Source organism: Rhizobium halophilum (assembly GCF_021648825.1).
Taxonomy (GTDB): domain Bacteria; phylum Pseudomonadota; class Alphaproteobacteria; order Rhizobiales; family Rhizobiaceae; genus Neorhizobium; species Neorhizobium halophilum.
In genome coordinates this window covers 40,672-59,978 of sequence record NZ_JAKJHS010000012.1, presented here as the reverse complement: position 1 = coordinate 59,978, position 19,307 = coordinate 40,672, and the positions used below count along the sequence as shown (strand labels likewise).

Genomic DNA, 19,307 nt, shown 5'->3' with positions numbered 1-19,307 from the left:
CAAGGCTTCTCCGCGCTCGCCAGCCGAAGAACAACATCGATAGCGACGTAGAAACTACCCGCGAAGCTGCCCATCGGTCTGTCCCAGGCGGCTAATCTGCCTTCGGTTCGCTGGAAGCTCCTGAACCTGAAACCCTCATCTCGGACAATCCGGGAAGTACGCGGAACAGAAGGCCGATCTTCCAGAAAACTATCCCCCTGAAGCACCAGCGCAAGGCAGACGGCCTGGCGTGATCAATGCCCTCCGTCGAATTGTTCTTGAGCAGCCCTGCGAAGTCTTTGGCCCTACCCCGACCGAGCGACCAGATGGACGACAGACGAAGAGACCATCCAACCTTGCTCCGGGTCAACTTCGAAAACCTCTTGATCCATCGTCCTCGCCGACAGGCCCCCTCCGCGGTTGCACCGGGCTCCGCCTCCAGCGCTTTCTCATTAACCGCGTTCTAGTCGGCGGCTTCAGCTTCCCAGCCACCATTCTTGCCGTGCAGTGAGCCTCCCCTAGATCGGATGGATGAACACGCACCACACATCCAGCTCTTTGAGTGCAACCATAACGCCTGGGCCCACCAATCTTCAGAAACTGTCGGCCACAGCAGAGCTGGAAGTTGAACGTCTTCTTGCAGGAAGAACAAGAGACATTCGGTTAAGCCGCGAGCTAACGCGGCGGTTCCGGGAGCGGTCCTGGCCTCAAATGTCGAAGATCGTACGGGCCTGGATGATCTGGGTGGTGGTCCTCGATGTGCTGACCTTGGCTGTCAATGCGGCTTTGCTTCCGGCAGAAACCGTGAGGCTGATGTTCGCTCCCGCGTCTATCCTCATTCCCGCAGCCTTGGGCGCAGAGTTTGTTTTCAGGCATCCGCGTGCCTTATGGGTTCAAGGTGCCGCCATTCTTCTTGGCGTCTTTCTGATCCTCTTGTCGGTCGCACTGGTCGGGGTCTTGGCTGGAGAAGAGTTCTATGAGCGTCACCTGACAATCATGTTGTTTGTCGCCGTCACCGCCATCATCATTTTCCCGGTTCCCATCTCCTGGTCTATAACCGTCGCAGCCTACGGGCTCGGCCTCTATCTGGGTTTCCAACTGCACAACTCCGCCATCGAGAGAGGAAGTGCTCTGGCTGGCGCACTCTTCTTCGCGACCGGTGTCATTGCCACAGTTGCAGCCCGTCATACGGCTAACATACTGGCGTACAAGACCTTCCTACTCGAGATCCGGGATCGGATGCGCCTTGCTGAACTGACGGACGCCAATGCTCGCTTGGAATTGCTCGCGCGGACAGACCCGCTCACAGGTGTCGCCAGCCGCCGGTGGATGACCGAGATGCTGAGTCGCCTATGGGATGACAACAGAGACCAGCCAACAGGAAACGCCATGCTCATGTGCGATGTTGATCATTTCAAGCAACTCAATGATAGTCTCGGCCATGCTGAAGGCGATCGTTGTCTCGTGAAAGTGGCAGGCATCATCCAGAGCAGCTTGCGTGACGAGCGCGATCAAGTCGCTCGCTATGGCGGGGAGGAGTTTCTCGTCCTCCTTCGAGACGCGAATGAAGATGAGGCTGCCGTCGTTGCCGAGCGGATCCGCAGCCGGGTAGAAGCGGCGTCCTTGCCAAACCTCCAATCCACCACGGGCCCATACGTCACCGTCAGTATCGGGGTCTCGGTTGCCCCACAAGACGACCCACTGATAGCCGCAGACGCGCTTCAGCGGCAAGCGGACGAGGCGCTCTATAAAGCGAAGCAGGACGGTCGCAATCGGGTGTCGATCTTCGGCAGTGCAACAGCTACGTCCTCCTCTGGATGAGCGTCTGCTGCTGGAGGTTCCCTCATGGAATCTTGATCAGCAGCTTGCACCAAGCCAGCCGCCGTTTGGCGGGCTTGAGCCACTCTGCGGCTCAAAGGGTGGCCAGGCTATACTTAAGAACAGAGCGGCACTCTTAACCTCAAATAAGGCAAAGCTAATTTAAGTCGTGGTGGATGAAACCAACGGTGATTGAGGCAGTTGGTTGAACGGGAAGCGATAGTATGATCCTCGCGTTGCAGAACACGATCCTTGAGATGATTGCCAAAGGCGAACCCTTGGCAATCACTGTCGAACAGCTCTGCGTCAACGTAGAGGCCGCAGTTCCTGGAATTACGGCCTCTGTACTGACTTTCGATGGATCCCATCTCCATCCTCTTGCTGCCCCGTCTCTTCCCTCAGACTATTCCGCAGCGCTCGACCATCTTGAAGCTGGACCTCTCGCCGGCTCCTGCGGTACCGCCGCCTATCGGGGTGAACCGGTGATCGTAACGGACATCGCGACGGATCCCCTGTGGGAGAACTTCAAGGCGCTGGCACTGCCGCTCGGTTTGAAGGCCTGTTGGTCAACGCCGATCAGGAACGCGATTGGAGTGGTGGGTACCTTTGCCTTCTATTATCGAGAGCTCCGGGGACCCACTGAGGTCGAACAAAAGATTGTAGAGGCTTGCGTCCATCTGTGCTCGATAGCCATCGACAGAAATGAGCGTGTCCTGGAGCGTGAACGCCTAACCTATACTGACGCCTTGACGGGGCTACCAAACCGGGCGTGTTTCAACCAGCTCATAGCAGACGGAGCAGGTCCGCTGTTAGGGCCTTGGGGAATATTGCTCGCAGACATCGATAATCTCAAGCAGACCAATGACATCTTCGGTCATGCCGCGGGAGACGCCTTGATCAAGGTGGTAGCGGAGCGCATCGCCACCGCAGCGGCAACAGCGCAGACTTTCCGCCTCAGCGGGGACGAGTTCGCCGTTATCGTGGACGGCAGTGCCCCCGCGGATCTCGCGGCCATAGCCGACGTCATCCTTCCTGCCCTCACCGCCCCTTCCTTGTGCGATGGGCATGTCATCTACCCTTCAGCGACACTCGGGGGAGCACTTGCCAAGGCTGGCTGCGACCCGGAGGAAGTCCGCCAACAGGCGGATGTGGCGCTCTATCATGCGAAGGAATGCAGTCGCGGCCGGTATATTCAGTATACTCCGGAACTTGGGACGGCCCAAACCCACCGCTTTCGCGCCATACGGGATGTTCGCTTGGCACTGGCCGAGGACCGACTTGATGCCTATTATCAGCCAATCGTTCGTCTCGACACCGGCGACATCGTCGGCTTTGAGGCCCTTTGCCGGATGAGATCTCCGTCTGGGGAGATCATTGCTGCCAAGAACTTTCATGAGGCGACGAAAGACGCCAAACTCGCTGTTGATCTGACGAACCAAATGTTGCTGCGCGTGGCTCGCGATATCCGCTCCTGGCTCGATGACGGCCAGCCGCTTCAGCACGTGGGTGTAAACTTGTCAGCGGTAGATCTTCAAGCGGGCGGCTTGCGCCAAAGGCTCACGGAGATATTCGAACGCGCCGATGTTCCGCTACATCACCTCATCCTTGAAGTAACGGAGTCTGTTTATCTTGATCAGCGGGATCATCGCATCGCCAGCGAGATCGATGCGCTCCGTAAGGTTGGAATACGGGTGGCGCTTGACGAGTTCGGGACAGGCTACGCGTCACTGACACACCTGCTGACATTCCCAGTCGACATCATCAAGATCGACAAGTCGTTCACGGATCGCCTGGTACCAGGCGATGCAGGCCTCATCATCATCGAAGGCTTACTTGGGATTGCCAACAATCTGGGGCTGAAGGTGGTGGCAGAGGGAATCGAAACGCAACTGCAAGCCGATCAACTGCTCCAGTTAGGCTGCAAGCTCGGCCAGGGATATCTCTACTCGCGAGCCGTCGATCGCTGTGCTGCCACGACTTTACTTCGGCGGCACGGTCAACGACTTTGCGTTCGAAGTCCAGACACGAAGGCGAGCGATAGCGGAACGCTACAAGCCTAAGTCTTGATTGGCGTCGAAGCGCGGAGCCTTTCCCGGTCAACCGCATCAATCATTGGTTCGAATGGATAGTTGTCAACAGACGCAACACCAGCCGAGCAGCAGCCAAATTCAGAGTTAGCGGCGGCAAGGATTCCCCACTTCACCGCGCAACGCTGTGCTAAGGCGAAGCAGATCGGACCTACGAAACACGTCAGAGAGTCCTAACAGATCAAGCGTTAGTTCATTGGTCTGCCGGCCGCCGATAACTGCGATTCGCTAAGCAGCCATCACTCGGACGGCCGCAGAAGCGACCTGCGGCAGGTAATTCGCGAAGTATCAGTTCATTTCGCCGCCATACGAGGAAGCTGCCCGGATCGAGCCTCTGCCGCCCTCGCCGCCTCCTCCGTCAGCCTCAGTTCAAGGCCTGCTCGTGCCTACTGTACCCGAGTGCGCAATCGGTCCGTCACGAACTCCATCACCAGCACAATGCCGAAGATCACGAGGATGATGGTGGAGGCATTCTTGTACTGGAACAGGTCGAAAGCAACCTTCAATTCTTGTCCAATCCCGCCCGCACCGACAAGCCCCAGCACCACGGAGGAGCGGACGGATTTTTCTAGCGCGAAGAGCGTGGTGTTGATGAGAGACGGCATCGCATCCGGCAGGACGGCACCGCAGAGCACTTGGAAGCGACTGGCGCCAATCGCGAAGAGCGCCTCCTGTGGCTTCCTGTCGGCATCCTCCATTGCTTCGGCAAAGAAGCGGCCGCAGAAGCCGATCGTGTCGACGACAATGGTCATTGTGCCGGCGACGGCGCCGAGCCCGACGGAGGCAACGAAGATCAAGGCCCAGACGAGATCCGGGACGGTGCGGAACAGCGATACCATCATCTTGAACACATGCCGTGAAAGCCCGGCAGGCGATATCCTCTTGGCCGAGAGCCATGCGACCGGCAGGCTAACGATGACCCCGATCGCGGTGCCCACCATCGCGATCTGAAAGGTCTCGATCATCCGCCAAAAGACACGCTGCAAAAAACTTGCCTCAAGGTTCGGCGGCAGCATGCGCGCGACCAGTTCCGCCATCCGGGGACCGCCCTGCGCAAGCTGTGCTGGCGATGGTGCCACCTGCTGAAAGGAAACGATCAGCAAGGCCCCTGCTCCCACAAGAAGCGCGAAGGTGACCGGCGACAGGCGCGTGATGCGCGTCGGAAGGAGCGTTGCGTCACGCATGAAAAACTTCCTGCAGGTGGCGGCGGGTCACGTTGCCAGTCGGCTGGTCGAAGAAGACAGAGCCGGATTTCAAGGCAATGATGCGGTCCGAGTATTCCAGAGCATGATCCATGTCATGGGTCGTGCAGATCAGCGTGATGCCGCTGTCCCTCGAAAGCTGCGAGAAGAGCGCCATGACGTCTCGGCCCGACGCCGGATCAAGGCTGGCGGCCGGTTCGTCGGCAATGAGCAACTGCGGCTTGCGGACGAGCGCCCTGGCGATCGCGACCCGCTGCGCCTGACCGCCAGAAAGTTCGTCGGCGCGCGCCTCAGCCTTATGATCCAGCCCCACCTGGGCCAGCGCCGCCTGCGCATCCCGGCGCCATTCCTGGCGCGCGATGCTCTGGTGCCAGGCATGCCAACCGCCCGCGAGACCGAGCTTTCCATGCACGACATTGGTCAAAACCGATTGCCGCGCCACCAGACCGTGATGCTGGAAGACGACGCCGATGCGGCGGCGCAGCCGCTGCAGCTGGCGTGGGGATGCCGACGCCCCGATGTTTTCGCCGAGCGTGGTCACCTCCCCGCCATCCAGCGGCAGGAGACCGATCAGGCATTTGAGGAGCGTCGACTTGCCCGCGCCGTTCGAGCCGATCAGAGCCACCCGCTGGCCCGGCAAAACGTCAAGGCCGATGCCGGAGAATACCGTCTTTCCGTCCGAATATCTCTTCGTCAGGCCGCATGCGCGGATGATCTCGCTCGTCATGTCTGTCCAGCTACCGTCTCTGCTATCGTGCGTGGCGAAGGCAGCCGGAGTGCATCCGGCTGCCTCGGGTCTTTGGTGGAGAAAGTGGCGTCAGTTGACGAAGTCGGTGAAGGTGTCGACGCCGATCGTGCGGTACATCGAACGCACATAGTCGTAGTCGCTGTCCTTCACGTCGGTGAGGAAGAAGCCGCCCTTGAACTTCTGATTGTCGTCGCCCTTCAGCACGGCCTGCATCAGATCGTTGCCCTTTTCAGCAAAAGCATCGCGGACGGCGGTGAAGACTTCGTCGGAAATGTCCTGGCGGGCGACGAGAATGTCGTTCGGCAGGTCGCGGCCGCGGGCAATCACGGAAAAGGCCTTGTCCGGGAAGGCTTCGCGCACCGAGGCAAGATGGCCGAAGTTGAGGCCGATCGCGGCGATGTCGCCACGGATCAGGGCTTCGGCGGCGACGTTGCGCGAGATGATCACCGGCTCATAGTCGCTGCCGTACTTGAGGCCGAAATCAGCTAGCGCCTGGGCAGGACCGAGATGCTGCGAGGTCGAGCCGACCGAACCGAAGGCGATCTTCTTGCCCTTCAAGTCTTCCAGAGTGCGCATTGGACCATCGGCCAGAACCGCGACCTGTGCAAAATAGTCCGGACGCTGCCAGGCCACGACGATCTTCGGCTGGCTGAGCTCCTTCATCACGACGTATTCGGCGGGACCGGTGAGCACCAGGTCAACCTGATTGGCATTCAGCGCCTCGACGGCGGTGGTGCGCGACGCAACCGGATAAAGCTCGATCTCAAGGCCGGTCGCCTCTTCAAGCGCCGTTTCGAAGGCTCCGAATTCCTGCTGCAGGGCCTCCAGGCCCTCGATGTCGGTGACGGCGAATTTCACCGGTTCGGCGGCAAGGCCAGGCATGGCCGTGGCAAGCGTGACGGCCAATGCGGCGGCGAGTTTGTGGATCATGATTTTTTCCCTCTGCTGTGTAGACAGGATGGCTGCGACGGGCTACCTGTATAGACAGCAGATGACGTCCACATGACACTTCACCTACCACCAACCACCCTTAAGGAATGCAGATGAACTGGACCATCAGGGGCGGCCGCGCGCTTATGGCGGGACGACTGTGCAAGACCGACATCCACATCTCGGAGGGCCGATTGGCGACGGCCCCTGCCGACGGGGCAAGGGCGATCGCGGCTGACGGTCTTCTCGTCCTTCCCGGCATCGTCGACATTCACGGTGATGGTTTCGAGCGGCAGCTGATGCCTCGCCCGGGGGTGCGCTTCGACACGGCGCTGGCGCTGCGCGACACTGACCGGCAGCTCGTCGCCAATGGGATTACCACCGCCTTTCATGGCGTGACCATCTCCTGGGAGCCGGGCCTGCGATCGGTGGAGGCGGCGATCGACCTCGTCGAAACGCTGATGAAGATCCGCGCGAGCCTGCGCTGCGACACGCGGCTGCATCTGCGGTGGGAGACCTTTGCACTAGACCAGTTGCCGACGGTGATGCAGTGGCTGTCGCTCGATCCGAAACCGATCGTCGCGCTCAACGACCATACGACGGGTACCATCCTCAAAGGCACGATAGCGCGCAAGATCGGCCAGATGGCTTCGCGATCCGGCCTAAGCCAGGAGCGATACCGCGAACTGCTTGACAGCGTCTGGGCGCGCCGCGACGAGGTTCCGACAGCGATCGCGGAACTGGCGGCGGCGGCAAAGCTTACCGGCAATGTACTGCTTGCCCACGACGAAGCCTCTCCGCAAGAGCGGGAGGCATTCCGCAACCTTGGTGCCGTCACCTCCGAATTCCCGCTGACGCGCGAAACGGCCGTGTCGGCGCGTGCCGCCGGAGAAGAGGTCGTGCTCGGCGCACCGAATGTTGTGCGCGGCGGAAGCCACAACGGCGCGCTCGATGCGACGCAGGCTGTGCGCGATGGGCTCTGCACGGTGTTGACCAGCGACTATCATTACCCTTCCCCGCTGCATGCGGCCTTCAAGCTGGGGGGCACTGATCTGGCCGGCCTTGCTACCAGCTGGCCTCTGGTCTCGGCTAATGCGGCAAAGGCGGCCGGACTAGCTGATCGGGGCGAATTGCTGCCGGGCCAGAGGGCGGACGTCATTCTCGTGGACGCAACCGATCCTTCCCATCCGCAGGTGATGGCCACCATGGTCGCCGGCAGGATGAGTTACTCAGCAATGAACCAGGAACTACCGATGCGGATCAAGGCCTCCGCATGAAGACGAACACGCACTCGACGCAGGCTCTGGAGAGAAGCGGCGACATTCTTGCCGGCTTTGGAGGCGTCGTCTTCCGACCGCGCAGCGACCTTGCGATCTGGCAGCAGATCTATGATCACATTCTCGGTCTGATCGAAACGGGCTTCCTGGCGCCGGGTAGCCAGTTGCCGGGCGAGACCCATATGGCCGAAAAGCTCGGCGTTACCCGCATCACGCTTCGGCGCGCCTTGCAGCAGCTGCAGCGCGAAGGGCAGCTGACGGCGCGCAAGGGCGTCGGCATCTTCGTCCGCAGCCTTCCCTCCGTCTTCACTGTGCGTGACGACCGGCCATTCCTGGAAAACTTCAACGCCCGCGGTCGGGTGATCGTCACCCAGACCCTGGTGCTCTGTCGCGAGATGGTAACGACTGCAATCGCGAAGAAGCTGAACCTCGCCGATGGCGACGAAATCATCCGGCTGTGCCGCACCCGCACGGCCGACGGTCAGCCGCTCTATGTGAACACAAAGATCTTTCCCGCGCGCCCGTTCCCCAACTTCGAGATGGCGTACCGGAAGCAGCAGTCCGTCACCGACGTCTTCAACGCGCATGGGATCGGCAAGTATCACCGCGCAGAGACGCGCGTCAGCGGTGGCTTCGCCTCCTCCGAGGAGGCGGATTTCCTAATGTTGACCCCCGGCACTCCGGTCTTTCGTATCAACGCGATCAATCACGACGCCGGCAGGCGGCCGATTGAGTGGACGCTCGGCTGCTGGCCGCTGACATCGGTCGAGTTTGTCTTTTAAGCATTTGCCCGGCACATCATTCCTGTCGGCCATGTTGATGGGTTGGAGCAGCTCAAAGAGGGGGCGGTTGTCCAAGTGATCTGCTCGGCCTGGAGAAACAGAATAAACAAGTTCGGCTCTGGCGGCTTCCAACTTGTGCCTGTTAGCCTTTGTACGCCACCCGCTGAGCGCCTGGGTGGGCGGCGACAACCACTGCCAGTCTCAAGGAACTGGAACAGCACGCCCTGAAACTGGAACTGATGGGTTACCCACCAGAGATGGGTCCTGGCTGCTCCAAAAACGTCAGATGCTCATTTCATGGCCATGGCAGTGTGCCTCAATTCTGCATTCCGCAGCGAGGGGACTTTGGACGCACGGAACAGCAGCAGTGGCAGAACGTTCATGGCTCCGTAGGAAACCTGAGGAGAAATGGCCTTGAGCATCGGCTTGCTTGGTCTGCTTGATGACGTCGCCGGTCTGGCGAAAGTAGCGGCGGCATCCGTGGACGACGTGACCGGAATGGCAATGAAGGCTGGTATCAAGGCCACAGGCGCAGTGATCGACGACGCCGCCGTCACCCCTCGCTATGTGCAAGGGTTTTCTGCCGATCGTGAACTGCCGATCGTGTTCAAGATCGCGAAGGGTTCGATCAAGAATAAGCTTCTGTTCCTGCTGCCCGCTGCCCTTGCACTAGGTTACTTCCTGCCATGGGCCATCACGCCGCTGCTGATGATTGGCGGTGCCTACCTTTGCTACGAAGGTGCCGAAAAGGTCTATCACGTCTTGTTCCCCCACCAGGCTCATGAGCACGAAACGCATCTCGCTTCGGTTGCGGTGGATCCCAAGACCCTGGAAGACGAGAAAGTAGCAGGTGCCATCAAGACCGATTTCATTTTGTCCGCCGAGATCATGGCGATCGCCCTTGCAGAGCTTCCAAACGAGAGCTTGTTGTCGCAGGCGGTCATCTTGGTGATTGTCGCCTTCGGCATAACCTTGGCAGTCTATGGCGTGGTTGGCCTGCTCGTGAAAGCTGACGATTTCGGGCTGGCGCTCGCCACCCACAATGTTGGATTGGCCCGCAGCTTTGGCCGAGGCTTGGTGAAATCCATGCCGGTCGTGATGGCCATCCTGAGTGTGGTGGGCACCGCCGCTATGATCTGGGTCGGCGGCGGCATCATTGTCCACGGGCTGGAGGGGTTCGGGCTACCCGGAATAGGGCACTTCATACATGATTGGGCCGAAGTAGCTGCGCACGCGGTTCCGAACGCCTCGGCTGTAGTCGCATGGGCGGTAGAGTCCGCCGGCTATGGACTTGTGGGGCTGGCGATCGGGACTGCTCTTATACCCATTGCCAGCTACGTCTTTTCACCTGCTTTGCGAGCCCTCAAAAGGAAGCGGCCAGTTGGCCCAACACCAGGTAGAAAGTAGCACTACACACCGCGTTACCGTTCATTGCTCCTCGTTCGACGTTTCGTCCCGTGACGTTCCCAAAGTTACATCTTCTGAACAATGCGATGATTTGCCTCGTTTGGTCTGATTACCATCTCTGACAGGACGAATGCGGGGGATCCCATCGGCCCAAGGGGGTCGCTCTTGGATGCGAGAACGCTAGCAGACTTCCTCAAACCGCGATCTCATCGCCTCTGCGGCCAAAATCTGCGTGCGGTCCGCAGGTACTTCCGCTTCACAAAAGGACGCAAGAAACTTAAACAACCGTTCCCTACGAAGAGTCGCTTGCGGCTGCAGTGTATCCCGAACTGCATTCTGGATCGTTGGCTGGAGTTGGTCGAGGGCGTCACGGCGGCTGCTTTCGATCACCACGACGACATTGAGCAGGTCTGGATCCAGTTGCGCAACTTGCGCAAAAACCTCATATTCTTGGTTGGGTTCGGCGAGACCAATCCTGTAGGCAAGAACTTTGCCAGCGCGAACCAAGCCGTGAAGGACCAGCCCTAGCTTCACTGACGCAGCGGCAGCATGGTCGCGATGGACAGCAAGAGCCTGCACCCAGACGTAGGCACCCATTCCTCTGCCACCGAAAGCCGTCGTCTCTGCAGGGATGCGTAAAACATTGGAGAAATGCTGGCGCATTTTCTGCGACCAGGGTGTTGGACGACGTACTAGATCAAGGTAGGCCGGATGTTGAACCGCCGCGAGGTCGTTCAGTTCATACAGTGTGAAGTAGCGATTGACCTTTTCATCTTCCGACAATCCGTATCTACGGGCTGAACGGATCCCTGGAGGGGTCAGCCTTTCGGGCACATGCTCGCAATTGTGCCAGGTCTCGTACTCCTCAGCAAAGGCCACAGGATAGTCGTTCCAGAGCGACAGAAAGGCCGGTCTCATAATCCCGCTCCAAGCCGCAGCATAACCTTTGATGCGACACGCTCCTGAGCCAGCTTGAACCCGTGGAGGGCCTCCTGGAGCGAAAGCTGATGGGAAATCAGGCCGTGCATCACCTGCTGGTTTTGCTGAAGAAAGAGCAGCATCTCATCCCAAGTCTGAGACGGAGCGCGGTAAGAACCTCGAATCTGCTGATGCATGCGTACCAGCTGCGTCAAATCAATTTCCGCCGGTTTGGGATGGATCCCGACAACAGTGAAATTACCTCTTTTGTTCAGAAATGGCAGACACGCGTTCACCAGCGTGGGCACACCCGCCGCCTCGATGATCGCATCAAAGGGTCCATAATGCCTCAGCGCGTCCTCCAGCGCCGTCTCTTTTGTGTCAATCAGATGCATGAATCCGGCCTTGGCCAAGGTTGAAAGTCGCGCCTGATCATCACGTCCGGCAACAACAACCGTGGCACCCCTGGCCCGAGCCAGTAGCGCAATCCCTTGACCGATGAAGCCTGGTCCCATGACCAGCACCGCTTGACCGGCGCGAACATCCGCAGTCGCGACGGCCTCGGCACAAACAGTCATCGGCTCCGTCAGCGCCGCGATCTCCAGGTCGACACCTTCGGGTACCGTATGGCAATTTCGATATGGCACCCTCACCAGGGCGGCAAAGGCACCGTTGCGTGCTATGCCAACGCCTTTTCTATTGTTGCAGTTGTCTTCGTCGGCAGCAAGGCAGGCAGCGCACCGGCGACAGGTGACAGAGGGCCGCGCTGTGACGCGCGTCCCCACCGCGTCGGATGCGACACCTGGTCCAACGCGCTCGATCGTGCCGGCGAACTCATGCCCCAGCGTTACAGGCATGGCGCTTTCCATGGCCCCATATCCAGGGGTCCAAGCGGCAATGTGGATATCGGTGCCGCAGATGCCGGCAAATGCCACACGAACCACCACCTCCCCCGCCTGCGGTGCGGGTTCCTCAAGAGTACGAAATTCCAGGCCCGCGGCAGGTCGGACCTTCTGCAGTGCGAGCATGGTTCACTCCTGGAGATGGGCCTGCGTCTTATCCGCGCCAGCTGAGAAAATGCACTTCAATGCGGCCGATCGCAAAGCTTACAATCAAGCCCAGAACCGACAAGATCGTCACGCCAGCAAACAGTTTCTCCAGATCATAAAGCGAACCTGCCTCCAGGATGTAGGACCCGACGCCGTATTGGGCACCCAGCATTTCTGCAGCCACCAGAAGGATGATTGCGATCGAAATCGAAACCCGAAGGCCTGAAAGGATCGCTGGAAATGCTCCGGGAAGAACGATCTTCCGCACGATTGACCACCAGCTGAGCCCAAAACTTTGACCCATCCGGATCAGCGTGCGATCGACGTTATCGACGGCGCCATAGGTTGCTACAACGGTTGGAGTGAAAGTACCAAAAGCGATCAGCATGTATTTCGACATCTCGTCGATGCCAAACCAGATGACGAAGAGCGGCAATAGGGCGATCTTCGGGATCGGAAACAGTGCAGCGACGAGAGGTACCAACCCGGCACGCATGTAACTGAACAGGCCAATCATGACGCCAAGCGTGATGCCGACCGAAATGCCAAGGAAAGCACCCACGAAAAGCCGCTGCATGGAAGGAATGAGATGCTTCCACAACAGGCCGGTTTCCAAAAGCTGCCAAAAAGTATCGAGCACTGCTGATGGCCGGGGCAAAGTCAAATTGGAAATGAAGCCGCTGCGCGTGCCCAGTTCCGCAAGCGCGATCAGGACAAGGAAAACCATCAAGCCGATTCCTCGAACCGGCATGGGGGCAAACCCGCCGCCGCGAAAGTTGACCACCTTTGTTTGAGGGGTGTCCTGTTTTGCGTCAGCAAGCGCAGCTACGCTGACAGGTCCTGTGGCAAGATCAGACATTGACGAGCTCCTTGTCCGCCGCCATCGCCTCATCACGCATCAGGTCCCAAAGCTGTTGCTGCTTGGCTTCCAGGAGGTGACTGCCAAGATGGCGGTCACAAAGGGGAATGTCGATGTTGACGATCTCACGGATACGGCCAGGCCGGCGCGACAGAACCACAACGCGATGGCCAAGGCGCACGGCCTCGTTGAGGTTATGGGTGACATACACCGATGTGAAAGGCTGCCTCGTCCACAGTGAGACCAGGTCATCCATCAGCAGTTCGCGCGTTTGGCTGTCGAGGGCCGACAAAGGCTCGTCCATCAGCATTACAGCCGGGCGCACGGCCAATGCGCGGCTGATGGCTACGCGCTGGCGCATGCCCCCCGACAGTTGCTTGGGGAAGGCCGTCCGGAACTCGGCAAGCCTGGTCCGTTCCAGGACGTCGGTGACGATATCGTCCATCGCACTTCGGCCAAGGCCGTGATCCTCGAGAACAAGCTTGATATTGCCTTCGACGGTGCGCCACGGCAGCAGTGCGAAGTGCTGGAAGACGTAGGTAAGTGGGTTGAGTGAGTCAGCGGGCGCATTGCCCACCTGAAGGACCTCGCCGCTGGTCGGACGCTCAAGTCCACCGAGGAATCGCAGAAGGGTGGATTTCCCGCAGCCCGAAGGGCCGATCAGGCAGACGATCTGCCCCTGCGGTATATCCAACGATATGCCCTTGAGGACTTCGACAGCGCCATAATAGTGACTTACGTTGTTGAGTCTAAGGTCCATACCACCTCCCGGCGGAGGCCGCTGGCCTCCGCACCCGATCGTGATGATCAGATCGTTTTCACATAGCTCGTGTCGAACAATTGCTCGTTCGTGATGGCATCCTTGACCATGCCCTCGGCCTTAAACCATTCAAGCTGTTCCACACAGCTGTCTAGTGACAGGGCCAGTCCTTCGTTGATACGCATCGCGCCATCGATCAGGTTCTGCTTGGCGACCTCTGCGGGACTGTCGCTTTCGACATATTTGTGAACGATCTTTGCCAGGGCGTCGACTTCATCAGCGTCTGCTGTTTTGTCCACGAAAGCAGCATTATAATCAGCAATGGCCTTGGAATAGGCCGTGACGAAGGATTCCGTCATCGCCCGCTCATCCTTGGCGTTCTTGGTTGATGTGAACGCCGTCGTCACCTGGTAGTTGGGCGCATAATCTGACACGAGACCGATCTGCTTTGCGGCACCTTCACGGATCATCTTCTTAGCGACGCTTGGCTGGATGGCCCAGGCATCGATCTGGCCGGTTGACAGGGCGCCAATGATGGCGCCAAGCTTCTGCAGTGGACGCAGCTCAATGTCGGAGAGCTTGACGTTATTGCCCTGGGCAATCTTGTGCGCCATGAAGTGGAAGGACGAACCGGCGGTGGTGATGCCGAATGTCTTGCCCGCAAGCTTCGATGGATCTGTAAGACCGGCATCGTAGGCTTTGTTGGAGGCCAGCACGATTGCGCCGGTCACGCCCTTCTCCTCCGTCAGCGCGCCGCCGATCACTTTCACCGCATCCTTCTGCGCCAGGCTGATCAGTCCTCCACTCATGGCCGTTACGCCGAAATCGGCGTCGCCCGAAGCAATCGCCACAGCCATGGGCTGCGCCGCCTCAAAGAACTTCAGTTCGATGTCGAGGCCGGCGTCCTTGTAGTATCCGCGCTCAAAGGCAATGAAGCTTGGCGCATGGCTGGCCAGATGCAACACAGCCAGATTGCGTGTTGCGGCGCGAGCGGGCAGACCGAAAGCTGCGGCGGCACCCACTGCGCCCATGCCCCAGAGCGCCTGACGGCGGTTCAATGTGAATTGCATTTGCGTGCTCCTCCAATGGATAACGCCTGCCGGCGTCAAGCCTCTTACCTGCCATTGCCGATTACCAATGACAACCGCCAATGATGATCCCTCCCATGCCCTCAAGACATGAGCAGGTCGAGCATGATCCGGGATCCACACTTCAGATCAAAGGTGGCAAGTCGTTAAGCTTCCTGTTCAAGATCGCAATGAACCTCGCCAGGCTGGCGGAGTGGGGACGGCGACGGTTCCAGAGCACCGAAATTTCAAATCTTGGGGCATGTTCGATCGGCCTCACCACCAGATTGCTGCCAAGGGGGCCAAGGGTTGTCATGTAGTCCACCAGCACAACACCCATTTCTTCGTTCGCAAGCGCTAGTGCCGTATCTGAGAAGCGGGCAACCGCTCGCGTATTCACCTGCACCTTGGCGCCAGCCAAAAAGCTATCGACCACCCTCTGATGGGCGCCACCGGCTGCGAAGGCGACAAAATCGGTTCCGGCCAGATCGGTTGCTTTGATCACACTGTGTTGGGAAAGTCCGAAGCTGCGCGGTATGACGGCGACGAGATCGGCATGTCCAACCGGCTCCACGGCAATCAGCGGATGTCTGGGTGACGCAATAGTCACGATTGCCTCGCCGCGTCCGGCAGTGAGATAGTCCTCGATTTGATCAACAGGAAGGACGTCGAAGAACAATTCGATTCCCGGCACCTCCTGCGACAGCACCCGCAGCGCCTGCGGTACCAGCGCGCGCGCCACGCTGGCGGTCGAACCAATCCGAAATACGGCTGTTTCACCTCTCGCAATACGCCGGATCTGGCCTCCCAGCCCGGTCAGTTGGCGTAGCACAGGGTCGATTTCTGCGTATATCTCAAGCGCCTCGGAGGTCGGCACAAGCCCGTTGCGGTCGCGCATGAACAGGGCAATTCCGAGGAGGTCTTCGATCCGCCTGATGGTCCGGCTCAAAGCCGGCTGTGACACGTTGAGCACCTTGGATGCGCCGGTGATTGATCGCGCCGCCATGACAGCGTGAAATACTTCGATCTGGCGCAGGCTCAGAGATGTTTCGGCGGATGCCATGCCCTCGTCATGGAAAGGTTCAACCGACATGGCCGGTCTTCACCATAAAGTCCACGATCCGATTGAAGACCTGTTGTGACGCAAGTTCGGGAAGCAGATGTCCCCCTTCCAGCCCTTCGCCCTCGATATGATCGGCCCAGTCACGCCAAATATCCAAAGGTTCACGTCCGTCGCCGTAGCGCCGGCCCGCTTCCCATAAGAGCAGCACCGGCACAGCAATTCGCCGCCCGACCGCCCGGTCCGCGAGGTCATCGACTTCATCGGTGGTTGCGCCTGCGCGATAATCTTCGCACATGGCATGGCGCACCTGAGGATTATCAAAACAGGCACGGTAGTCGGCAAGTGCCACAGGATGGAGATGTGCAAGGTTGCCGGCCATCTTCGTCAGCGTATTTTCGAGCAGGAACTGCGGATCGCCGCTCATGAGCCTTTCCGGCAGGGGCTCCGGCTGCGCCAGCATGAACCAATGCCAGGCACCCATTCCGAAACCCTTATTGGCTCCCTCCCACATATCGGGTGTCGGGACGACGGTGACGGACACCAATGCCGAAACCGCGGCGGGAAAGTCGAGGGCCATCCGATAAGCAGCCCGGCCACCACGGTCGTGACCTACGACCACAAACCTGTCGTGACCAAGCGCTTTCATCATGGTGACAAGGCTGGCGGCCATCCTACGCTTCGATCCTGCGCCTGTCGGCTCCCCGGTGATGCAGCTTCTGCCATATCCGGGAAGGTCAGGAACCACGACTCGGCAGCGCTCGGCCAGTTGCGGTGCAATGCGATGCCACGCCGCCCGTGTCTGTGGGTAGCCGTGAAGCAGCAGAACGGCGGGGCCTTGACCATTTTCCAAGACCGCCAGACGCGCACCTTCTGCGTCGATCAACCTTTCCGAAAAGCCCGGAAATAGCGCTGCCGTGTTGTCGTCCACCGTTTTTATCTCCTCAACTGCTGCTGGCCGAAGCAGCCAGGATACGCAGTTCCTCGATCAAGACGCCAGCAGCAGAAGGGCGAGGACGCAAACGGCAGGAATGGACATAGGCAGGAATTGCGACGCTGTTTTCGACGGGGATGGCGACCAGACCATTTGCTGTGCAGTCCATCGCGGAAAATGTGTCAAGGATAGTAATACCGATACCCTCGGCGACATAGGCCAAAGCCGCCTCGACAAAATGAACAAAAACCGAGGTTTCCCGCACTGCGCCCCAGCGATGGAAGGTCTCGTCGATATATAAGCCATGGGTTGTTGCAGCTGCAAAGGAAATCAATGTCTCACCGGCGAGATCCCTTGGCGTAACCGAGCTCCTTGATGCCAATGCATGGTGTGCGGGAACGACGCACACCAGTTTCGCCTCGCCGATCTTTACCGTCTCGAGCAGGGGATCCTCGACTTCAGCGATGGTCGCCACGCAGGCACCTTGCCCAAACAGGAGATAATCGCGAATATCGCGCTGCGACAGGGAATCGCAGTAGTAGGTACTGGCGGTGCCCTTCAACTGCAATTGACGCAGCGCCTTGGGCAGCAGGCGCATGCCGAGACTGGGCGTCGCCCCAAACCGGAACGTCGACCCTTTGCCCTGCGCAATTGCATACACAACATCCGACAGCATTTCCGACTGCTGGTGAACATGTTCCACCTCCTTGAGGATCAACAGAGCCTCTTCGGTCGGCACCATGCGTCCGGATATGCGCGCAAACAAGGCGACGCCCAGTTGATCCTCCAGCCGCTTTATAGCGATCGAAAGGTTAGGCTGAGACAAGCCCAGATGCCGCGCCGCCGCAGTGAGCGAGTTCGTCGCCATAACGACCCGGAAAATCTCCAGATGCCGCTCTTTCAGCTTTGGCTTTGGCTTGAGCATGGCTGACGTCGCTCCTCCATAAATCTTGTTTATACACTGCGGCACTTTATGTATTGGCGTCAATGACGCCGCATGACCTATTCGTTGCTCTTGGCAGGAGCAAACCATGATTGGCCCCGACGTTCTCTCCCTCGCAGTCCTTGCGCTTCAATCCTTCCACGCGTGGGAAGCTCACCATGCTTAAGTCACGCCAAGAACAGGCCGATATCGTTGTGGTGGGAGGCGGCGCGGGCGGTGTAAGCGCAGCGGTCGCGGCGTCCCGGCTTGGCGCACGTGTCACACTCGTAGAACGCTACGGCTTTCTTGGCGGAGCTGCTGCAAACTCCTTGGTGCTGGCGTATTGCGGCTTCTTTCAAAAAAGCCCCGAGCCGATCGCGGCAGTGCGCGGCGTCGGCGCCGATCTCCTTTCCGAACTAGCCGCAGTTGGTCAACCTGTCTCGCCTGTGGTATCTCGCAGCGGCAACTGGATCGTCATGCTGGACCCCGAGGCGGTCAAATTCGCTTTCGACCGGCTTTGCGAAAAGGCGGGCGTGCGGGTGCTGCTCCACAGTCGTTTGACGGCAGTGGGTAGGAATCATGATCGTCTGGCTGCCGTTACGGTCTGCGATCATGCGGGCACCGTTGACCTCGACGCCAAAGCCTTTATTGACGCAAGCGGCGAAGCGGGCCTGTCTTCGATGTCGGGAACGCGCTTAACGGTTGACAGCTTGCGAGGGGATTACGTGCAACCTGCCTCCATGCCCGTCAGGATCGGGGGCGTTGCCAAGGGCGCCGAGTTCGACCGTGCTCGCATGGCAGAGATCGTCAATCGCTACAATGTCACCGCCGACACGCCTATCCCGCGCGCCGATGGAGGCGTCCTGTCAAGGCTTCCGATTTCCGAAGATGTCTGGTGGATGACGATTGACCTAGAGACAGACGGACTGTCGGGAGAAAGCCTGACGTCGGTTGAGCGCGAGGCAAGACGCCAAGCTTGGCGAAATCTCGCTATGCTGAAACAAATGCCGGGCTTCGAACACGCCTATCTGGCGCAAACAGGCCCCCAGATCGGCATCCGAGAAAGTCGAAGACCCCTGTCTCGCCAGGACATCACGGGGTCGATGCTGGAAAAAGGCCTGCGGCGACCCGATGGCGTGGGACGTGCTGCCTGGCCCATGGAAGTGCACGAAGCTCCTGGCCGCGCGCGCTTTGTCGACATTGGGGGAGAAGGCTTTGCCGATATACCGCTGGGCGCGGTACAGTCAGCGGATATTTACAACCTCTACCTGGCCGGCCGTGTCACCGGTGCCGACAGTGCCGCCTACGGCTCGGTTCGCGTCATGGGCACCGCCTTTGCCACGGGTCACGCAGCCGGCGTTGCCGCGGCGACCCGCGCCCAGGGGACAGAACCTGTCGCTGAGGATGTGCGCCGCCATCTTCTGGTCCAAGGGGCGATTGTCTAGCGTCAAGCCCGTGAGCCGAGACGCCAAGCGGCCGGATGATGCTGAGATGCTGCGGCTTTGAGC

At 59.4% G+C, this 19,307-nt stretch carries 17 protein-coding genes; 6 read left to right on the top strand and 11 right to left on the bottom strand.

Going from position 1 to position 19,307, the window contains the following annotated elements; all coding sequences use genetic code 11:
- The first annotated feature begins 510 nt into the window (after positions 1-510).
- Both LXM96_RS18660 and LXM96_RS18655 read left to right on the top strand, forming a co-directional pair.
- A complete protein-coding gene (locus LXM96_RS18660; protein WP_240000074.1) occupies positions 511-1,800 on the top strand; it encodes a GGDEF domain-containing protein in 1,290 nt (429 codons plus the stop codon).
- A 221-nt stretch (positions 1,801-2,021) separates the two neighbouring features.
- Positions 2,022-3,857, top strand: a complete 1,836-nt coding sequence (locus tag LXM96_RS18655; RefSeq protein ID WP_240000073.1) for a putative bifunctional diguanylate cyclase/phosphodiesterase — start codon at positions 2,022-2,024, stop codon at positions 3,855-3,857.
- Between the two features lie 413 nt (positions 3,858-4,270).
- Here the strand turns inward: LXM96_RS18655 and phnE are convergent, their stop codons facing one another.
- The 3 genes from phnE to LXM96_RS18640 form a co-directional block, all read right to left on the bottom strand.
- Positions 4,271-5,068, bottom strand: a complete 798-nt coding sequence (phnE, locus tag LXM96_RS18650; protein ID WP_240000072.1) for a phosphonate ABC transporter, permease protein PhnE — start codon at positions 5,066-5,068, stop codon at positions 4,271-4,273.
- Complete coding sequence (locus LXM96_RS18645; protein WP_240000071.1) at positions 5,061-5,813, bottom strand: phosphonate ABC transporter ATP-binding protein; 753 nt, start codon at positions 5,811-5,813, stop codon at positions 5,061-5,063. The genes phnE and LXM96_RS18645 overlap by 8 nt, the downstream gene beginning before the upstream one ends.
- Positions 5,814-5,903: 90 nt before the next feature.
- Positions 5,904-6,764: a PhnD/SsuA/transferrin family substrate-binding protein gene (locus tag LXM96_RS18640; protein WP_240000070.1), complete on the bottom strand. Its 861-nt coding sequence runs from the start codon at positions 6,762-6,764 to the stop codon at positions 5,904-5,906.
- Between the two features lie 113 nt (positions 6,765-6,877).
- Between LXM96_RS18640 and LXM96_RS18635 the strand changes: the two genes are divergently transcribed.
- The 3 genes from LXM96_RS18635 to LXM96_RS18625 all read left to right on the top strand — a co-directional run bounded on the left by LXM96_RS18635 (position 6,878) and on the right by LXM96_RS18625 (position 10,230).
- Entirely contained in the window at positions 6,878-8,041 is a 1,164-nt protein-coding gene (locus tag LXM96_RS18635) for an alpha-D-ribose 1-methylphosphonate 5-triphosphate diphosphatase (protein WP_240000069.1), read from the top strand.
- A complete protein-coding gene (gene phnF / locus LXM96_RS18630) occupies positions 8,038-8,823 on the top strand; it encodes a phosphonate metabolism transcriptional regulator PhnF (protein WP_240000068.1) in 786 nt (261 codons plus the stop codon). The genes LXM96_RS18635 and phnF overlap by 4 nt, the downstream gene beginning before the upstream one ends.
- Before the next feature lie 414 nt (positions 8,824-9,237).
- The gene (locus tag LXM96_RS18625) at positions 9,238-10,230 is read left to right on the top strand and encodes a DUF808 domain-containing protein (protein ID WP_240000067.1); all 993 of its coding nucleotides are present in this window, start codon (positions 9,238-9,240) and stop codon (positions 10,228-10,230) included.
- Positions 10,231-10,410: 180 nt separating this feature from the next.
- Here LXM96_RS18625 and LXM96_RS18620 read toward each other — a convergent pair whose 3' ends face one another.
- From LXM96_RS18620 to LXM96_RS18585, 8 genes are all read right to left on the bottom strand, one after another.
- Positions 10,411-11,013: a hypothetical protein gene (locus tag LXM96_RS18620; RefSeq protein ID WP_240000066.1), complete on the bottom strand. Its 603-nt coding sequence runs from the start codon at positions 11,011-11,013 to the stop codon at positions 10,411-10,413.
- A 131-nt stretch (positions 11,014-11,144) separates the two neighbouring features.
- Positions 11,145-12,176, bottom strand: coding sequence for a zinc-dependent alcohol dehydrogenase (locus LXM96_RS18615; protein ID WP_240000065.1), 1,032 nt, complete (start codon positions 12,174-12,176; stop codon positions 11,145-11,147).
- Between the two features lie 28 nt (positions 12,177-12,204).
- The gene (locus LXM96_RS18610; RefSeq protein ID WP_240000108.1) at positions 12,205-12,948 is read right to left on the bottom strand and encodes an ABC transporter permease; all 744 of its coding nucleotides are present in this window, start codon (positions 12,946-12,948) and stop codon (positions 12,205-12,207) included.
- A 100-nt stretch (positions 12,949-13,048) separates the two neighbouring features.
- A complete protein-coding gene (locus LXM96_RS18605; protein WP_240000064.1) occupies positions 13,049-13,816 on the bottom strand; it encodes an ABC transporter ATP-binding protein in 768 nt (255 codons plus the stop codon).
- Between the two features lie 47 nt (positions 13,817-13,863).
- A complete protein-coding gene (locus LXM96_RS18600) occupies positions 13,864-14,886 on the bottom strand; it encodes an ABC transporter substrate-binding protein (protein ID WP_240000063.1) in 1,023 nt (340 codons plus the stop codon).
- Between the two features lie 142 nt (positions 14,887-15,028).
- A complete protein-coding gene (locus tag LXM96_RS18595; RefSeq protein WP_240000062.1) occupies positions 15,029-15,976 on the bottom strand; it encodes a LysR family transcriptional regulator in 948 nt (315 codons plus the stop codon).
- The gene (locus tag LXM96_RS18590; RefSeq protein ID WP_240000061.1) at positions 15,966-16,874 is read right to left on the bottom strand and encodes an alpha/beta fold hydrolase; all 909 of its coding nucleotides are present in this window, start codon (positions 16,872-16,874) and stop codon (positions 15,966-15,968) included. Before LXM96_RS18590 ends, LXM96_RS18595 begins: the two co-directional genes overlap by 11 nt.
- Before the next feature lie 13 nt (positions 16,875-16,887).
- Positions 16,888-17,802, bottom strand: a complete 915-nt coding sequence (locus LXM96_RS18585) for a LysR family transcriptional regulator (RefSeq protein ID WP_240000060.1) — start codon at positions 17,800-17,802, stop codon at positions 16,888-16,890.
- A gap of 176 nt (positions 17,803-17,978) precedes the next feature.
- Between LXM96_RS18585 and LXM96_RS18580 the strand changes: the two genes are divergently transcribed.
- A complete protein-coding gene (locus tag LXM96_RS18580) occupies positions 17,979-19,244 on the top strand; it encodes an FAD-dependent oxidoreductase (protein WP_240000059.1) in 1,266 nt (421 codons plus the stop codon).
- Positions 19,245-19,307: the final 63 nt, after the last annotated feature.

Coding starts and splice junctions, on each gene's coding strand:
- LXM96_RS18585 (WP_240000060.1), bottom strand. CDS start 17,802: ATGCTCAAGCCAAAGCCAAAGCTGAAAGAGCGGCATCTGGAGATTTTC.
- LXM96_RS18655 (WP_240000073.1), top strand. CDS start 2,022: ATGATCCTCGCGTTGCAGAACACGATCCTTGAGATGATTGCCAAAGGC.
- LXM96_RS18610 (WP_240000108.1), bottom strand. CDS start 12,948: ATGCCGGTTCGAGGAATCGGCTTGATGGTTTTCCTTGTCCTGATCGCG.
- phnF (WP_240000068.1), top strand. CDS start 8,038: ATGAAGACGAACACGCACTCGACGCAGGCTCTGGAGAGAAGCGGCGAC.
- LXM96_RS18605 (WP_240000064.1), bottom strand. CDS start 13,816: ATGGACCTTAGACTCAACAACGTAAGTCACTATTATGGCGCTGTCGAA.
- LXM96_RS18580 (WP_240000059.1), top strand. CDS start 17,979: ATGCTTAAGTCACGCCAAGAACAGGCCGATATCGTTGTGGTGGGAGGC.
- LXM96_RS18600 (WP_240000063.1), bottom strand. CDS start 14,886: ATGCAATTCACATTGAACCGCCGTCAGGCGCTCTGGGGCATGGGCGCA.
- LXM96_RS18635 (WP_240000069.1), top strand. CDS start 6,878: ATGAACTGGACCATCAGGGGCGGCCGCGCGCTTATGGCGGGACGACTG.
- LXM96_RS18645 (WP_240000071.1), bottom strand. CDS start 5,813: ATGACGAGCGAGATCATCCGCGCATGCGGCCTGACGAAGAGATATTCG.
- LXM96_RS18615 (WP_240000065.1), bottom strand. CDS start 12,176: ATGCTCGCACTGCAGAAGGTCCGACCTGCCGCGGGCCTGGAATTTCGT.
- LXM96_RS18660 (WP_240000074.1), top strand. CDS start 511: ATGAACACGCACCACACATCCAGCTCTTTGAGTGCAACCATAACGCCT.
- phnE (WP_240000072.1), bottom strand. CDS start 5,068: ATGCGTGACGCAACGCTCCTTCCGACGCGCATCACGCGCCTGTCGCCG.
- LXM96_RS18640 (WP_240000070.1), bottom strand. CDS start 6,764: ATGATCCACAAACTCGCCGCCGCATTGGCCGTCACGCTTGCCACGGCC.
- LXM96_RS18595 (WP_240000062.1), bottom strand. CDS start 15,976: ATGTCGGTTGAACCTTTCCATGACGAGGGCATGGCATCCGCCGAAACA.